16 protein-coding genes and 3 tRNA genes are annotated in these 16,192 nt (G+C 41.6%); 11 read left to right on the forward strand and 8 right to left on the reverse strand.

The annotated features are described in order from the left end of the window. Nucleotides 1-3 precede the first annotated feature (3 nt). A complete protein-coding gene (locus tag FLP08_RS02400; protein WP_156273663.1) occupies nt 4-504 on the forward strand; it encodes a phosphoribosyltransferase family protein in 501 nt (166 codons plus the stop codon). Here FLP08_RS02400 and FLP08_RS02405 read toward each other — a convergent pair. Then, the gene (locus tag FLP08_RS02405; protein WP_156273665.1) at nt 496-1,017 is read right to left on the reverse strand and encodes a shikimate kinase; all 522 of its coding nucleotides are present in this window, start codon (nt 1,015-1,017) and stop codon (nt 496-498) included. The two genes, FLP08_RS02400 and FLP08_RS02405, sit on opposite strands and share 9 nt — an antisense overlap. A gap of 126 nt (nt 1,018-1,143) precedes the next feature. Between FLP08_RS02405 and FLP08_RS02410 the strand changes: the two genes are divergently transcribed. The 8 genes from FLP08_RS02410 (at nt 1,144) to FLP08_RS02445 (ending at nt 6,567) form a co-directional block, all read left to right on the forward strand. Further along, nucleotides 1,144-1,216: transfer RNA gene (locus FLP08_RS02410), tRNA-Lys, on the forward strand. Between the two features lie 90 nt (nt 1,217-1,306). Next, a tRNA-Lys gene (locus FLP08_RS02415) sits at nt 1,307-1,379 on the forward strand. 70 nt (nt 1,380-1,449) lie between these two features. Next, a tRNA-Leu gene (locus FLP08_RS02420) sits at nt 1,450-1,533 on the forward strand. Between the two features lie 200 nt (nt 1,534-1,733). Next, entirely contained in the window at nt 1,734-2,636 is a 903-nt protein-coding gene (locus FLP08_RS02425) for a MerR family transcriptional regulator (protein WP_156273667.1), read from the forward strand. A gap of 10 nt (nt 2,637-2,646) precedes the next feature. Further along, the gene (crtID, locus tag FLP08_RS02430) at nt 2,647-4,113 is read left to right on the forward strand and encodes a bifunctional phytoene desaturase/3,4-desaturase (RefSeq protein WP_156273669.1); all 1,467 of its coding nucleotides are present in this window, start codon (nt 2,647-2,649) and stop codon (nt 4,111-4,113) included. A gap of 1 nt (nt 4,114) precedes the next feature. After that, a complete protein-coding gene (locus tag FLP08_RS02435) occupies nt 4,115-4,954 on the forward strand; it encodes a phytoene/squalene synthase family protein (protein ID WP_156274306.1) in 840 nt (279 codons plus the stop codon). Nucleotides 4,955-4,967: 13 nt separating this feature from the next. After that, nucleotides 4,968-5,417: a sterol desaturase family protein gene (locus FLP08_RS02440; protein WP_156273671.1), complete on the forward strand. Its 450-nt coding sequence runs from the start codon at nt 4,968-4,970 to the stop codon at nt 5,415-5,417. 13 nt (nt 5,418-5,430) lie between these two features. Further along, entirely contained in the window at nt 5,431-6,567 is a 1,137-nt protein-coding gene (locus tag FLP08_RS02445; RefSeq protein WP_156273673.1) for a lycopene cyclase family protein, read from the forward strand. A 1-nt stretch (nt 6,568) separates the two neighbouring features. Here FLP08_RS02445 and FLP08_RS02450 read toward each other — a convergent pair whose 3' ends face one another. The 6 genes from FLP08_RS02450 to FLP08_RS02475 all read right to left on the reverse strand — a co-directional run bounded on the left by FLP08_RS02450 (nt 6,569) and on the right by FLP08_RS02475 (nt 13,212). Further along, entirely contained in the window at nt 6,569-7,129 is a 561-nt protein-coding gene (locus FLP08_RS02450) for a TlpA family protein disulfide reductase (protein ID WP_156273675.1), read from the reverse strand. 85 nt (nt 7,130-7,214) lie between these two features. Then, nucleotides 7,215-9,482: an aconitate hydratase gene (locus tag FLP08_RS02455; protein ID WP_156273677.1), complete on the reverse strand. Its 2,268-nt coding sequence runs from the start codon at nt 9,480-9,482 to the stop codon at nt 7,215-7,217. A 186-nt stretch (nt 9,483-9,668) separates the two neighbouring features. After that, the gene (locus FLP08_RS02460; RefSeq protein ID WP_156273679.1) at nt 9,669-9,980 is read right to left on the reverse strand and encodes a PLDc N-terminal domain-containing protein; all 312 of its coding nucleotides are present in this window, start codon (nt 9,978-9,980) and stop codon (nt 9,669-9,671) included. Beyond that, entirely contained in the window at nt 9,981-10,931 is a 951-nt protein-coding gene (locus FLP08_RS02465) for an AAA family ATPase (RefSeq protein WP_156273680.1), read from the reverse strand. A gap of 6 nt (nt 10,932-10,937) precedes the next feature. Further along, nucleotides 10,938-12,389 carry a peptidylprolyl isomerase gene (locus FLP08_RS02470; RefSeq protein ID WP_156273681.1) on the reverse strand — a complete coding sequence of 484 codons (1,452 nt, stop codon included), beginning with the start codon at nt 12,387-12,389 and terminating at the stop codon, nt 10,938-10,940. Next, entirely contained in the window at nt 12,352-13,212 is an 861-nt protein-coding gene (locus tag FLP08_RS02475; RefSeq protein ID WP_156273683.1) for a peptidyl-prolyl cis-trans isomerase, read from the reverse strand. The genes FLP08_RS02470 and FLP08_RS02475 overlap by 38 nt, the downstream gene beginning before the upstream one ends. Nucleotides 13,213-13,409: 197 nt before the next feature. Here FLP08_RS02475 and FLP08_RS02480 point away from each other — a divergent pair, with 197 nt between their 5' ends. Together FLP08_RS02480 and FLP08_RS02485 are read left to right on the forward strand one after the other, a co-directional pair. Continuing rightward, entirely contained in the window at nt 13,410-13,862 is a 453-nt protein-coding gene (locus tag FLP08_RS02480; RefSeq protein ID WP_156273685.1) for an SRPBCC family protein, read from the forward strand. A gap of 73 nt (nt 13,863-13,935) precedes the next feature. Next, entirely contained in the window at nt 13,936-14,478 is a 543-nt protein-coding gene (locus FLP08_RS02485; RefSeq protein ID WP_156273687.1) for an OmpH/Skp family outer membrane protein, read from the forward strand. A gap of 73 nt (nt 14,479-14,551) precedes the next feature. Here FLP08_RS02485 and guaB read toward each other — a convergent pair whose 3' ends face one another. Next, nucleotides 14,552-16,024, reverse strand: a complete 1,473-nt coding sequence (gene guaB / locus FLP08_RS02490) for an IMP dehydrogenase (RefSeq protein ID WP_156273689.1) — start codon at nt 16,022-16,024, stop codon at nt 14,552-14,554. Between the last annotated feature and the right edge of the window lie 168 nt (nt 16,025-16,192).

The raw sequence follows: 16,192 nt of genomic DNA on the forward strand, positions 1-16,192 counted from the left end.
GAGATGAAAGATCATCATCCAATTTTAAACCAGGAAGAGATAAAACATAAAATTCGACGTATCGCCTATCAGGTTTACGAGAGCAATGTTGAAGAAAAAGAGATCATCATTGCCGGTATCCTCAAGAACGGTTACGAGGTAGCCAGGAGACTTGAAGCTGAACTCAAGGATATCTCCCCTTTAACCACTACCCTTTGTAAGGTTGAGATAGACAAAAAGAATCCCCTGGGTGAGGTAAAGACCTCGCTTAAGCCGGAAGATTATAAGAACAAGGCGATCATCCTGGTAGATGATGTACTTAACTCGGGCACCACCCTTATCTACGGAGTAAGGCATTTCCTGGATGTTCCCTTAAAACAATTCAAAACCGCGGTCCTGGTAGATAGAAACCATAAGAAATACCCGGTAAAAGCCGATTTTAAGGGAATTTCTCTTTCTACTTCCCTGAGTGAAACTGTAAAGGTTATTTTTGAAAAAGGTAAGGACAGGGTCGTATTATCCTAATTTCTGCTGAATCATTTCTATTATCTCTTCTGAAATCTTAGAGTCACAGTTGATGATGTGATCACTCTGGTTATAATAGAAACCTCTTTCAAAAAGATGTTTCCTGATGAACTCTTCTAATTTCTCTTCATTTTCCAGGTGGCTTATCACGGGACGATGCTCTTTCTCGGCCTGAAGCCTTTCGGTAAGAGTCTGCACATTTAGCTTCAGGTAAAAGGATACTACATCATCAGAATTTTTTATCAACTCCATATTATCTCCATAGCAGGGTGTGCCTCCTCCGAGTGAGATCACCGCTTGCTGATCAAGCTTAAGCATTCTTTCCAATACCTTTCTCTCTAATTTTCTAAAATAGATCTCCCCTTTTTGCCGAAAAATCTCAGAAATTCTGGAATTTTCCATTTTTTCGATTTCTTCATCAAAATCTATAAATTCTTGCTCAATTCTTTCCGCTAAACGCTTTCCGATATGGGATTTTCCAGATCCCATATATCCTATTAGAAAAATTTTCATTCGATAATCTCCTTAAAATGAGTGAAAGGCAAAACTATGATAAAATTATACCAATTTAGGCTTGAAAAATAAATTAATGAATGTATATTTGCACCCGCATTCGCAAAAAGACGGATGCATTTTAATGATCTGGTAGCTCAGTTGGTAGAGCATCTCCCTTTTAAGGAGAGGGTCCTGGGTTCGAGCCCCAGCCAGATCACTTTTTTTGATCTGAATTTTATTGGGTATATATTTTTCCTCCCGGAAGCCCAACCAGATCAAAGAATTTGTTAGATTTTGAAATATTAATGATCTGGTAGCTCAGTTGGTAGAGCATCTCCCTTTTAAGGAGAGGGTCCTGGGTTCGAGCCCCAGCCAGATCACTATTAAGTTCTACACCGGATGACCTCCGGTTTTTTATTACCAGCCTATGGAGCTCTTCCATAATCTCAAACCCGAGTGCTGGAATTGGTAGACAGGCATGGTTGAGGGCCATGTGTCCATTAGGGCGTGCGGGTTCAAGTCCCGCCTCGGGTACTATTCCTGACTTTTCAATACATTTTTCCCACATTAATTATTTACTAAATTAAACTGAATTTCGAAGCTTTCGAAAAAGGTCTTCCTTTGCCTGAAATTATTTTGTTTAATTTTCTATTTATAATATTAAACATTTAACATTTTAATAAATCAATAGCTGATTATTATTGTTTAGATTTGTTTAATCCCTATAGAAAATCATGGAACATATTAAACAAAATTTCAGTATTAAAGACCTTGAACACCTTAGTGGAATAAAAGCTCACACCATAAGGATCTGGGAAAAACGCTACGATATACTGAATCCCGAAAGGACAGACACCAATATTAGAACTTATAACGGCCAGAACCTCCAGAAACTATTGAACATCGCCTTTCTCAACGGACATGGATACAAGATATCACGCATCTCCAAGATGCAGGAGGAGGAGATCAATGACCTGGTAAAACGAATTTCGGCATCTTCCAGTGAAGAGAACAGGGCGAAGAATTCCTTCAAGCTGGCCATGATGAATTTTGATGACCGCCTGTTCCAGAGAACCTATAATAAACTGAGATCCAAGAGGACCTTCAGAGAGGTTTTCCACGATGTTTTTCTGCCACTTTTAGAAGAGATCGGCCTGTTATGGCAAACAGATACCATAAAGCCAATACATGAGCATTATATCGTTGAACTCATCAAACAGAAAATCTATTTGAACATTGCCGATCTTAAGGCTGAGATCCCAGACCAAATAGATGAAAAGTTATACGTCCTGTTTCTTCCAGATAACGAGATTCACGATATAGGAATACTTTACCTGAACTACGAATTATTAAATGCGGGTAAAAACGCCATATACCTTGGCCCAAGCCTTCCTTTAGACAATATGGATTACCTGATGAAAATCCATAAGAACCTGGTTTTCGTAAGTTACCTTACCATCACTCCTGTAAATACGAACATCCAGGAGTTCATTGATGATTTCCAGGAAAAGATTTGTCAGGAAAAGAATCACGAATTATTGTTATTTGGTCAGCGCACCAAGGAAATAGAAACAAAAGGTCTGGCTGAAAATATTAAGGTACATACTTCGGTTTTCGATTTCGCAAAGACCCTTTAAAATCCCTTAAATGCCAAAGAAGATCAATATTATAGGCTCAGGTTTTTCATCTCTTGCCGCCTCCTGCTATCTCGCGAAAGCGGGTTATGAAGTAGAGGTTTTTGAAAAGAACGATAGCGTAGGCGGAAGAGCCCGCCAGCTAAAAAAAGAAGGATTCACCTTTGATATTGGCCCTACCTGGTACTGGATGCCCGATGTCTTTGAAAGATTCTTTGCAGATTTTGACAAGAAAACTTCAGACTACTATCAGCTGGAAAAGCTGGATCCCGCCTACCAGGTATATTTTGGAAAGGACGATTCAGTCCTTATTCCAGGTTCCTTAAACGAGATCTACGACAATTTTGAAAAGGTAGAACCGGGAAGCTCTCAAAAACTGGAAAATTTTATTTCTAAGGCTCAGGATAATTATGATATTGCCATTAAGGACCTTGTATACAGGCCCGGCATATCTCCCCTTGAGCTGGTCACCCCGGCAACTGCAACAAGACTGGGCCGTTTCTTTACCAATATAAGTTCTGATGTTCGCAAGGATTTCTCCAGCAATAAACTCAGGCAGATACTGGAATTCCCGGTATTATTCCTTGGCGCCAAACCGAGTGACACCCCGGCTTTCTACAGCTTTATGAACTACGCCGATTTTGGCCTGGGCACCTGGCATCCTAAAGGCGGAATGTACAAGGTGATAGAAGGTATAAGAGACCTGGCAGAATCCCTTGGAGTGATATTTCATTTGAATTCACCCGTTGAGAAGATCATTACCGAAAATTCAAAAGCGATCGGACTTCAGGTAAATGGTAAACAGCATTTTGCAGATAAAATACTAACCGGTGCAGATTACCATCATTCCGAACAACTGCTGAAACCAGAACTCAGACAGTATTCAGAAAAATATTGGGATAATAAAACCTTCGCACCTTCTTCCCTGCTCTTTTATGTGGGATTCGATAAGAAGCTGGATAATGTTTCTCACCACACTTTATTTTTCGACAGTAGTTTTGAAGCGCATGCAAAAGATATTTATGATGACCCAGCCTGGCCTGAGAATCCGCTTTTTTACGCCAGTTTCCCATCTATAACAGACGAAACCTGCGCTCCGGAAGGTAAGGAAGCCGGTATCTTTTTAATTCCATTAGCTCCAGACCTGGAAGATACGCCAGAGATAAGAGAACGTTATTTTAATATTATCCTGGAGCGTTTTGAAAAGATCACCGGGCAAAAAATGAAAACAAATATTATATTTAAGGAATCCTTTTGTGTGAAAGACTTTAAGGAAGCCTATAATTCTTATAAAGGAAATGCCTATGGAATGGCCAATACGCTATTCCAAACCGCGTTTCTCAGACCTAAGTTACGAAGTAAAAAAGTAGACCAACTATACTTTACAGGGCAATTAACCGTGCCCGGTCCTGGTGTCCCCCCTTCCCTGATTTCAGGGAAACTGGCAGCCGGTCTAATCGAAAAAAATGAAAAAAATTGATATGAAAGCCCTTTTTGACATCGTGTCCAGGTCCTGCAGTAAGACCGTAACCAATTCTTACAGCACCTCTTTCTCCCTGGCCACAAAAATGCTAGCTCCTTCCATAAGGCAGGATATTTATAACATTTACGGATTTGTGAGATTCGCTGATGAGATTGTGGATACCTTCCACGATTACGACAAGAAAAAATTATTTCAGGATTTTGAAACAGATCTTCACAAAGCCATAGAGATGAAGATTTCCATGAATCCCATTTTGAACGCTTTTCAGGAAACCGTTCATAAATACGACATCCAGAAAGAGTTATATAATTCCTTTATGGATAGCATGCGCCTCGATCTTCATAAGAACGAATATCTAAGTATGGAGGAATACCGCCAGTATATCTACGGAAGTGCAGATGTAGTAGGCCTTATGTGCCTAAAGGTATTTGTGAAGGGAAATGAACAAAAATATGAAGAATTAAAGGATTCGGCCATGAGCCTGGGATCGGCTTTTCAAAAGGTGAATTTTTTAAGGGATCTTAAAGCAGATTACGAGGACCTGAGCAGGAGTTACTTCCCCAATGTAGATTTGTCCCAACTTAACGAAATGAACAAGGAACAGATCATTAAAGAGATCGAAGAGGATTTTCATAAAGGTCTAAAAGGAATTGCACATTTGCCCGTAGAAGCTAAATTTGGAGTCTATACGGCGTATATTTACTACAGGAAATTATTACAAAAATTAAAAAGAGTTCCGTCGCTGGAAATAAGAAAACGCAGGATTAGAGTACCAAACTATCAGAAGGCCGGTCTCCTTGCAAAATCTTATATTTCCTACCGACTGAACCTTATATAAAAGAATACAGATTATGAATGTTTTATTATGGATTGCAGTGTTTCTGGGAACCTTCATCATCATGGAGGGAATGGCCTGGTTTACCCATAAATATGTAATGCACGGATTTCTATGGAAACTCCATAAGGATCACCACCGCAAAGATCACAGCAGCTGGTGGGAGAGAAACGACCTTTTCTTCGTTTTTTACGCCTTGGTAAGTATAGGCTGCTTCCTTTTATGGAAATATGAAGATATCTGGATTGGTCTGCCTATCGGCCTGGGAATCCTGGCTTACGGGATCACTTATTTTACCGTACACGATATCTTTATCCACCAGAGATTCAAAATATTCAGGAACGCAAATAACAAATACGCCAAGGGAATTAGAAGAGCCCATAAAATGCATCACAAACATCTGGGAAAAGATGATGGTGAATGCTTCGGGATGTTGTTCGTGCCTTTTAAATACTTCAGAAAATAGGACTTACCCATAAATGATAACGCCAGATTATTATTATGCCATAGTTGGCGGTGGTCTGGCTGGATTACAGTTAGCCTACCGCATTAGCAACGACGTTTTCTTCAAGGGGAAGAAGATAATTATCATCGACCCTTCAGATAAAACTGACAACGATAAGACCTGGTGCTTCTGGGAAGAGAATATGGGCTCCTGGGATCACCTGGTTCATAAAAGCTGGCAAATGGGTAGATTCATTTCTTCTGAAACCGAAGAGATACTTAATCTGGAACCCTATTCCTATAAGATGCTGAAATCTCTTGATTTCTATAATTTTATAAGGAAAAAACTGGAAAGGTCTGAAGATATCAGCTTTGTGAAGGATGAGATCGAAAAAATTGACCAGGTAACCAGGACCGCTATTGGAAGGAAAGGGAATTATACCGCCACACATTTTTTCGACAGTCGGCCTCCAGAAGAGTATAAGCAGGACGAAAAATCTGCCGTGATCTACCAGCATTTCAAGGGATGGGAAATTGAGACCGAAAAGGAGCATTTTGATGAAAGCCTTTTCACTATGATGGACTATCGAATAAAATACAAAGATTCCACAAGTTTCACCTATGTACTTCCCCTCTCGAAAAATAAAGCCCTGGTTGAATTCACCTTTTTCACACCTTTTCTAGTCGAGGATAAAGAGTATGATATTTACCTGGAGAAATATCTATCGCAGATCCTAAAGATCGAAAACTATAAGATCACCGAAACCGAAAAGGGCATGATCCCGATGACCGATTTTGATTTCCATAGCGAAAATACCGATTATCTCACCAGGATCGGAACTGCCGGGGGCTGGGTAAAGGCATCTTCGGGTTATTCCTTTAAGAATACCGAGAAAAAGATAGAACAACTCATCCAGAACATTAAAAGCAGTAGGAGACCTTCCTATGGACTACAGAATAATAAATTCAGAAAATACGATGCGATCTTCCTGGATGTGCTGGAAAAGCGAAATGACCTGGGGGAATCTTTGTTCACCAAGTTCTACACAAAAAATTCGATTCAGGATATTTTCAGGTTCCTGGATGAAGAGACCAGTTTTTCCGAAGATCTAAAAATAATGTTATCTCTATTTCATCCTCAGTTCCTGAAATCCTTTTTCAATAAATTATAAATTATTCCGCGAGCAATTTATCCAGGGTTTTCCTGAAACTATCACTGTTCCAATCTGCGGCACCAACCTTGTCTACCACAATGCTTCCATCTTTAGCGATCACGTAGGTGGTAGGAAGTGTTTTGCCTATCATGGGTTCAGGGGCTTTCGTAAGCATTTTATAGGAAGGCAGGCTAAAACGCTTTCGTTTCATAAACCCGTCTGTTGTTTCATGATGTTCAGATGATACAAACAGGAAAGTCACTTTCTCACCGTAATCTTCGTATAATTCCTGAAAGCTCGGCATTTCTGCGATACATGGCGGGCACCAGGTAGCCCAGAAATTCAAGATCACAACCTCGTTTTTAAACTCTTCAAATTCTACGCGCTTTTCACGTGAATCTTCCAGCACCCAGTTATAATTGGCAATTTTCTCCCTGTCTTCCTCGTCGTTTACCGAAGGAGCGAAAGAAATGAGTTTATTTACAAAGATCTGTATAGGCTTCCTGGTCTGGGGAATGATCATGGCCAGGATGACCACGATAAAGATGATATTAGACCACTGGTTCTTGAATAATTTCATTGGGCTCAAAGCTAAATTTTCGCAAAGTTAAGACATAAAAAAACTCCCTGAAAAGGGAGTTTTCTTTTTATAATTTCAGCTAAAATTAAGCTGCGTTTTGCTTCTTGATAAGGTTAAGCGCTGAACCGTGCTTGTACCACTCGATCTGTGGAGCGTTGTAAGTATGGTTCGCCTTAATGGTATCCTTGCTTCCATCAGCATGAACGATCTCGATAGTTAGAGGCTTGTCTGGAGCAAAATCCTCAAGATCTACGAAGTTGAAGGTATCATCTTCCTGAATAAGATCGTAATCGTTCTCATTCGCGAAAGTAAGACCTAACATTCCCTGTTTTTTCAGGTTAGTCTCGTGGATACGAGCGAAAGATTTCACAAGAACAACCTTAACACCTAAGTGTCTTGGCTCCATGGCTGCATGCTCTCTCGAAGAACCTTCACCGTAGTTATGGTCACCCACAACTACCGTCGGGATTCCCTCTTTCTTGTATTCTCTCTGTACTGCAGGTACTCCATCGTATTCACCTGTCAATTGGTTCTTCACGAAGTTCGTTTTCATATTGAAAGCGTTAACCGCTCCAATCAAACAGTTGTTAGAAATGTTATCCAGGTGACCTCGGTAACGCAACCATGGTCCAGCCATAGAGATATGGTCGGTAGTACATTTTCCGTGGGCCTTGATAAGAAGTTTCGCCCCGGTTAGGTTCTTACCGTCCCATGGCTCAAAAGGAGTCAATAACTGAAGTCTTTCAGAATCTTCAGCAACTTTTACTTCAACATCGCTACCATCTTCTTTTGGCGCAATATACCCTGCATCTTCTACAGCAAATCCTTTTGTTGGTAATTCAATTCCCTGTGGCTCATCAAGCATTACTTCTTCACCATCCTCATTGATCAGTTTATCACGAGTTGGATCGAAATCAAGTCTACCTGAAATTGCGATCGCGGCAACCATTTCTGGAGAACCTACGAAAGCGTGAGTATTCGGGTTACCATCTGCACGTTTAGAGAAATTACGGTTGAAGGAGTGAACGATCGTGTTCTTCTCTTCACCTTTCCTGTCTGAACGATCCCACTGACCGATACATGGCCCACAGGCATTCGTAAAGATAGTCGCATCAAGATCTTCAAAGATCTGTAGCAGTCCGTCTCTTTCTGCAGTATATCTAATTTGCTCAGATCCCGGGTTGATACCGAAATCAGATTTTGCTTTTACTTTCTTGTCCACGGCTTGTTTAGCAATAGAAGCGGCTCTAGTAAGGTCTTCGTAAGAAGAGTTGGTACATGAACCAATAAGACCCCAGTCTACATTGATTGGCCAGTCATGCTCTTTTGCCTTTTCTCCCATTTCTGAAATTGGAGTCGCAAGGTCTGGAGTAAAAGGTCCATTTAGGTGAGGTTTCAATTCAGATAGGTTGATCTCGATAACTTCATCGAAATACTGCTCTGGATTTGCATATACCTCATCATCACCTGTAAGGTGCTCACGTACTTCATTGGCTGCATCTGCAACATCTGCACGGTTGGTAGCTCTCAGGTAACGCTCCATAGAGTCATCATACCCAAAAGTAGAAGTGGTTGCACCAACTTCAGCCCCCATATTACAGATAGTTCCTTTACCTGTACAGGACATGCTGCGTGCACCTTCTCCAAAATATTCGATGATTGCACCAGTACCACCTTTTACGGTAAGGATACCAGCAACTTTTAAGATCACATCTTTAGGAGCCGTCCATCCAGAAAGTTTTCCGGTTAATTTAACTCCAATTAGTTTCGGGAATTTAAGCTCCCATGGCATTCCGGCCATTACATCTACAGCGTCAGCTCCACCAACACCAATGGCTACCATTCCAAGTCCACCTGCGTTCACGGTGTGAGAATCTGTACCAATCATCATTCCTCCCGGGAAGGCATAGTTCTCAAGAACTACCTGGTGAATAATTCCAGCTCCCGGCTTCCAGAATCCGATACCATACTTGTTAGATACTGATTCCAGAAAATCGAAAACCTCGCTACTAGTCTTGTTAGCTGACTGAAGGTCGATCGCAGCTCCCATTTTCGCCTGGATCAGGTGATCACAGTGAACAGTGGTAGGAACCGCAACTTTTTTCTTCCCGGCCTGCATGAACTGCAATAAAGCCATTTGCGCGGTCGCATCCTGGCAGGCAATTCTGTCTGGTGAGAATTCAACGTAATCTTTACCTCTTTTGTAGGCTTCGGTCGCTTGACCATCCCACAGGTGAGAGTAAAGGATCTTTTCTGAAAGTGTCAAAGGCTTTCCAACAACCTCGCGAGCAGTATTCACTCTCTCGGCCATGTGGCTATACACCTTTTTGATCATATCAATATCGTATGCCATATTCTGTTTGTTTTTTTGTTCTAAAAAAGTCTTGCAAAAATAGGGATTTCTAAGGGATTTTGAAAATTGGAAGTGAATCTCAGAATTTAGTATAAATAATTTCTGAAATTATAATTTTGATAGCTAAAAATTCAGTAAAAACCAATTTAAGGGTAATAAATTGAGAATTTATCAATTTTACCGGGTTTATTTCCCAAATTTAAATTTATTGGTTTCCAGATGCACAAGATTTTTCCGCCGGAAGATATAAACTACCGGGGCGAAAAAGGGAAGTAAAAACATGGAAAGGATCCAGAATATTTTATTCTTTATTTTGGTCTTGATCATATCCAGCAGTACTGGCAACCAGAAAAGGAAAATTAGCAACCTAAGAAACCATCTTAGAATTTCTGTGGCACCTTCGCCAAGGTTCAAAATTGTAGCGTAAAAAGAGCCGCCCCAGAAAACATAAAATAAGATACTGTAAGCTAATTTATTTTTTAGGATAATCCCGATCATCTAGAACAATTTCCTGATGATCTCTTCTTCGGTGATGCCCTCTGCCTCTGCCTTATAGTTCTTAATGATTCGGTGCCTTAGAATTCCGAAAGCAACTGCCTGAACATCCTCGATATCTGGCGAGAATTTACCGTTCACCGCGGCGTGGGTTTTAGCGGCCATAATAAGGTTTTGCGAGGCCCTTGGCCCTGCACCCCAATCAACGTAGTTTTTGATGAGGTCTGGCGCGCCGTTTTGAGGACGGGTCTTTCCTACCAGTCTAACGGCGTATTCCACCACATTATCGGGAACGGGAATTCTTCTTATCACATGCTGAATATCTGATATTTCCTGGGCTGTGAATAATGCATTCACCTGCTGGAACTCGTCGGTAGTAGTGGTTTTCACCACATCTACTTCTTCTTCAAAACTGGGATACTGCAGGTGGATGGCGAACATGAACCTGTCCAGCTGGGCTTCCGGTAAGGGATAGGTTCCCTCCTGCTCTATTGGGTTTTGGGTTGCCAGCACAAAATAAGGCAGATCCAGTTTATAGTGATGCCCGGCTACGGTAACCGCTCGTTCCTGCATGGCTTCCAGCAGCGCTGCCTGGGTTTTAGGCGGGGTACGGTTGATCTCATCAGCCAGTAGTATATTGGTGAAAATGGGTCCTTTGATGAATTTGAACTTCCTGTTCTCATCCAGGATCTCTGCTCCAAGTATATCACTGGGCATAAGGTCTGGGGTGAACTGTATACGTTTAAAATTAAGACCCAGGGCCTGGGCGATGGTATTCACCATTAGCGTCTTGGCCAGCCCGGGAACCCCGATCAATAATGAATGACCACCGGAGAAAATACTTAGAAGGATCTGGTTTACCACCTCATCCTGACCAACAATCACCTTTGCGATCTCTCTCTTGAGATCCTGATGCTTATCTACTAACTTTTCTACCAGTGCAACGTCAGACATATAATTTTAGTTTTTCACCCAGTCACTGGTATAATCGCAGTCGCGATATTTACCATTCACTTTTATATAGGTGTCGTTAATTTTTTCTTTCTGCCACTCGGCGATAGCATCAAGCTGCTTATCCCTTAGTGCAAGTTCCTTTATCTTCTGATAATCTGTAGCATAATCTGCCTCATGCTCAGGGATCTTTTTTGTAACCTTGATGATCTTGAACTGTGGCCTTCCCGTTCTGTCCTTCTGGCTTAGCACCAGGGAAACTTCACCTTCTTCCAGACCTTCAACCTGCTTGAACAGCTCCGGGTCTATCTTGGTAAGTTCGAATCTGGTATCCCCGGTACGAGGATTAATAAGCTTACCTCCTTCATTCTTGGTTTCTTCCTCGTCTGAAGCTTCTCTCGCCGCAGCTGCAAATTCAAGGTCGCCGTTCACGATCTTTTTCCTGATGGTATCTATTTCTTTCTTGGCTTTTTCTACGGAAGCGTTAGTCACATCAGGGATCAAAAGTATATGTCTTAGATCTACGGTCTGCCCCCTGATCTTGTCGATCTGGATGATATGATAACCGAATTCACTTTCAAAAGGCTCGCTGATCTCTCCTTCCTGAAGGCTAAAAGCTACATCCTTAAATTCCTTTACAAATGGATCTTTACGGGTAAGAGTAATTCTACCTCCATCTGAAGCCGTTCCAGGATCCTGGGAGTAAAGAACTGCTTTGGTAGAGAAGCTCGCACCATTTTCCTCGATATCTGCCTTAAACTCATTTAGTCGATCTATGATCTTTTGTTTTTCAGATTCAGGGATCTCCGGCTCGATCACGATCTGTGAAAGTTCCACCTCTGTTCCGAACATTGGCTTCTCTTCCATTTTGTTATAATACTGTCTCACCTCTTCTGGAGTGATCTCGATCTCTTCGATGATCTTTTGTTGCATTCTCTGGGTAAGCTGGCTCTGCTTGGTAAGATCGAAGATCTCCTGTCTCAGTTCAGCTTCGCTTTCCTTATTGTAGAATTCCAGGATCTTTTCCATGGAACCTGCCTGCTGTACCAGTCCCTGAAGTCTCTGGTCTACAATTCCATTTATCTGGGCATCAGAAATGATGATACTATCCTGTATGGCATGGTGAGCATATAGTTTATTTTCCATTAGGGAACCGGCAAGATTACAGTCGGTCACTTCAGAAGTAGACATTCCCTGGCTTTGCATATCCTTATACATAAGGTCAATATCACTTTCCAGGATAATATATTGCCCAATTACAGCTGCAATCCCATCTACCTTTTTCCTCTGGGTACCCTGCTTGCTTTCTTCCACTTGTCTCACTTCGGCATCAGGCTGAATGGAAGTACTGTCTGTAACGATCACTTCCTGCCCGTAACTCAAAGTACTGCTCAGTATCACACCCAGGCCTGCTAAAACAGGTTTAATTGAAGATTTCAAATTCATTATTCTTAATTGCATCTTTTGTAATATCTTTTTCTAATTCCTTAATTAATGCTTGTTTGCGTTTATTCAGCAAAATCTCGCGTATGGTTGCCGAAGCATATTCTATGGGTGCCTGCTCATTTCGGCTTAGAACGTCATTTACGTACACAAGATACACATTTAGTGAATCCTGCAATTCCATAAAATTAGATTTCTTAAGCAAGCTTGATCTGTCTTCTACTGAAAGCGGACCAATTTTATCATATACAGATTTGGTCTTTACCCAAACCGAATCGTTCAAAGAATAGTTCTTGAACTGCAGTGCCATATCCAAAAGCTCCTGCTGATCTTCTTCATTGAACCTTTCAAATTTCCTCTTGATCTCCTCCAGGTTATTGCTGTTCTTGGCCAGGTTGATATATCTAAGTTTCACCAGGTCTTCATTCAGGATGAAATTTTCCTTGTTCAGCTCATAATATTTCTCCACATCTTCCCGGTTGAGAGAAGTATCCAGGTCACGGGACACCACGGCATCGGTATAGGCATTGGTATAAAGCTCATTCCGGTAATTGTTCACCAGTTCGTTGAACTCATTCTGCTGAGATTGGGGTAAATTCAGCTCTGCCCTGTCTATGAGCAACTGCTGGGTAGCCCAGCGGGTGATATAATTTGAAACAATAATAGCGCTGTCTTCGGGAGAAGTGTTCTCATTTATCAGGGCCTGTATATCTTCTTCGTAAAGATAGGAGTCATTCACTCTAACGGCTACCTTACGATCATCAGATTGCTGAAAATAATCGCAACCCAGCAGGAGCAATGAGATGAAGCCAAAAATAAATCCGCTAAAATTCTTCTTCAAAATCTGTTTTATTTAGCATTCTTCAAATTAAATGCCAGAAGAGAAGTTACCTGTACATAAGATCTCTATCCGGGCAAAAATAAGAATTAGTTAAGGTTCTGCAAGCTAAAGGCATAACGAAAACAGCAGATTTAAATTATAAATTTCAGAAATATTTAATTCTATGTTATCTTTAAGCTACAACTAATCAGCTTATTATGAAATACCAACTGGAGATCACTATTAATAAGCCCCGAAAAGAGGTCGTGGAAAAATTTTCAGACCCTAAAAACATGAAGCACTGGCAGCGCGGATTCATCTTTATGAAGCCCATCAATGGCAAGCTTGGTGAAGAAGGCTCGCAGAACCTGCTCAAGTACGATATGGGAAAGCGGCAAATAGAAATGACCGAAACCATTATCAAGAACAACCTGCCCGAAGAATACAGCGCCACTTATGAGGCCAAGGGCGTCTATAACTACCAGGTGAACCGCTTCTCTCCCACCCTTGAAAAAAGCACTTTATGGACCACAGATAACGAATTCCAGTTCAGCGGGTTCATGAAGCTGGTTGGCTGGTTCTTGCCGGGTGCCTTCAAAAAACAATCCCGGAAATACATGGAAGACTTCAAAGCATTCGTAGAGGAAGAAAAAAGCGTGCTGGACAACTAGAATCTCAATTTTTGAAATAAAAGACTAGATATATTCTACTCAGGCTGTTATATTTGCGAAAAAATCACAAAAAATGAAACGATTTAGTTTAGCAATACTATTAATGTTTTTCGCATTTTCATCGAATGCACAATCTAAGATCGGGACCATAGATGCCGAATACATCTTATCCCAGATGCCTGAAAACACTGATGTAAGCCAGGGCCTTGAATCTTATAACAAGGAGCTGCAATCTGACCTTGAATCCAGCATCAAGGAATATGAGACCATGGTAAAAGATTACCAGGCGAACAGTGAAACCTATTCAGACACCCTGAAGAAACAGAAGGAAGACAAGATCATCGAGCTGGAAAACAACATCAAAGGATTTCGCCAGAAGGCTGGGGTAATGATGCAAATGAAGCGTAACGAACTTACCGGCCCTCTATATGAGAAAATAGACAAGGCTATGCAGGAAGTGATCGCCGAGGAAGGATATACCCAGATCTTCCATGCAGGCTCCAACGCACTTGCTTTTTCAAGGGTTGAAGATGATATTACCCTGAAAGTTTTAAAGAAACTAGGCATTGAGCCTAAAGATCCTAAACCGGCAGCTGAGAACACGGTTGAGAATTAGATAATATTATTCTAAAAATGAAAAAGCCCCCACAAATGTGAGGGCTTTTTTTATTATATCTCTGTTTGAATAATTACCTGCTGTAATTTGGAGATTCCTTGGTAATGGTTACATCATGTGGATGACTCTCATGAACCCCGGCAGCGGTGATCTTAATGAACTTACCGTTCTCTTTAAGGGTTTCAATATCTTTGGCTCCACAATATCCCATTCCGGCCTTTAGACCTCCTATGAACTGATGGATACTTTCTTCAAGATCTCCCTTGTAAGGAACACGTCCAACGATGCCTTCTGGCACCAGTTTCTTGATATCGTCTTCCACATCCTGAAAATACCTGTCCTTAGAACCTTTTTGCATAGCTTCTACAGATCCCATTCCGCGATAAGACTTGAATTTACGACCTTCAAAGATGATGGTCTCTCCAGGTGATTCCTTGGTACCTGCTAGCAACGATCCTAGCATCACACAATCAGCTCCCGCAGCGATCGCTTTAGGAATATCTCCAGTATACCTAATGCCACCGTCTGCAATCACCGGAACTCCGCTTCCTTTGATCGCCGCAGCAACCTCAAGTACCGCCGAAAATTGAGGGAATCCTACCCCCGCAACCACACGAGTTGTACAGATGGAACCTGGTCCTATCCCTACTTTAACCGCATCTGCCCCGGCATCTACCAGGTATTTTGCCGCTTCTCCCGTGGCAATATTTCCTACCACCACCTCAAGGTCACTGAATTTCTTCTTTACCTCTTTCAGCACATGTACCACTCCTTTGGTATGACCGTGAGCCGTATCAATGATGATCGCGTCTACCCCGGCATTAACCAGTGCTTCTGCGCGGTCTACCGCATCTGCAGTAACTCCCACAGCCGCAGCTACCCTTAGTCTTCCAAAAGTATCCTTGTTGGCCATCGGCTTCTGCGTAAGCTTGGTAATATCACGAAAAGTGATTAGCCCTACCAGTTTCTGGTCTTTATTGATCACGGGAAGCTTCTCAATCTTGTTTGCCTGTAAAATATCTTCAGCATCGTCTAAAGAAGTTCCTTCTGAAACCGTTACCAGGTTCTCTGACGTCATAACCTCAGCGATAGGCCTGTTAAGGTTCTTTTCGAACCTAAGGTCACGATTAGTTACTATCCCCAGTAATTTACCGTTTTCATCTACGATCGGGATCCCGCCGATGCTATGCTCTTTCATAGACTCCTTGGCATCACGCACCCTTGCCGAAATAGGAAGGGTTACCGGGTCTATGATCATTCCACTCTCGGCACGCTTCACTTTACGAACCTTAAGAGCCTGCTGCTCCATGGTCATATTCTTATGAAGAACACCTATTCCTCCTTCTCTGGCCATAGCTATTGCCATGCGGGATTCGGTTACTGTATCCATCGCGGCAGATACAATAGGAACATTGATAGGAATGTTTCTGGTAAATTTTGATTGAATGCTTACTTCTCTGGGAAGAACATCGGAATATGCCGGAACTAACAGTACATCATCGTAAGTTAATCCCTCTCCGAGTATTTTTGAATCGTGTGCGGTCATTGCAATTAAGGATTTAATTGCATGCAAATATAAGGTTAATAAGTGAGAAAAAGGGAGTTATACATGTTAAGACAAGATAAACTTATGCCTGAAAATCCAGAGCCTGCTCATGGCAGGGAATTTCGAAGAATTTTTTTTCAAGCACACCAAATTTTAACCTCTAAATAA

It is taken from the genome of Christiangramia aestuarii (assembly GCF_009735585.1).
Taxonomy (GTDB): domain Bacteria; phylum Bacteroidota; class Bacteroidia; order Flavobacteriales; family Flavobacteriaceae; genus Christiangramia; species Christiangramia aestuarii.

Excerpts from the sequence above, each read along its gene's own strand:
- FLP08_RS02485 (WP_156273687.1), top strand. The coding sequence starts at position 13,936 with ATGAAACGATTTAGTTTAGCAATACTATTAATGTTTTTCGCATTTTCA.
- FLP08_RS02450 (WP_156273675.1), bottom strand. The coding sequence starts at position 7,129 with ATGAAATTATTCAAGAACCAGTGGTCTAATATCATCTTTATCGTGGTC.
- FLP08_RS02445 (WP_156273673.1), top strand. The coding sequence starts at position 5,431 with ATGATAACGCCAGATTATTATTATGCCATAGTTGGCGGTGGTCTGGCT.
- FLP08_RS02440 (WP_156273671.1), top strand. The coding sequence starts at position 4,968 with ATGAATGTTTTATTATGGATTGCAGTGTTTCTGGGAACCTTCATCATC.
- crtID (WP_156273669.1), top strand. The coding sequence starts at position 2,647 with ATGCCAAAGAAGATCAATATTATAGGCTCAGGTTTTTCATCTCTTGCC.
- guaB (WP_156273689.1), bottom strand. The coding sequence starts at position 16,024 with ATGACCGCACACGATTCAAAAATACTCGGAGAGGGATTAACTTACGAT.
- FLP08_RS02455 (WP_156273677.1), bottom strand. The coding sequence starts at position 9,482 with ATGGCATACGATATTGATATGATCAAAAAGGTGTATAGCCACATGGCC.
- FLP08_RS02460 (WP_156273679.1), bottom strand. The coding sequence starts at position 9,980 with ATGATCGGGATTATCCTAAAAAATAAATTAGCTTACAGTATCTTATTT.
- FLP08_RS02405 (WP_156273665.1), bottom strand. The coding sequence starts at position 1,017 with ATGAAAATTTTTCTAATAGGATATATGGGATCTGGAAAATCCCATATC.
- FLP08_RS02435 (WP_156274306.1), top strand. The coding sequence starts at position 4,115 with ATGAAAGCCCTTTTTGACATCGTGTCCAGGTCCTGCAGTAAGACCGTA.
- FLP08_RS02400 (WP_156273663.1), top strand. The coding sequence starts at position 4 with ATGAAAGATCATCATCCAATTTTAAACCAGGAAGAGATAAAACATAAA.
- FLP08_RS02480 (WP_156273685.1), top strand. The coding sequence starts at position 13,410 with ATGAAATACCAACTGGAGATCACTATTAATAAGCCCCGAAAAGAGGTC.
- FLP08_RS02470 (WP_156273681.1), bottom strand. The coding sequence starts at position 12,389 with ATGCAATTAAGAATAATGAATTTGAAATCTTCAATTAAACCTGTTTTA.
- FLP08_RS02465 (WP_156273680.1), bottom strand. The coding sequence starts at position 10,931 with ATGTCTGACGTTGCACTGGTAGAAAAGTTAGTAGATAAGCATCAGGAT.
- FLP08_RS02425 (WP_156273667.1), top strand. The coding sequence starts at position 1,734 with ATGGAACATATTAAACAAAATTTCAGTATTAAAGACCTTGAACACCTT.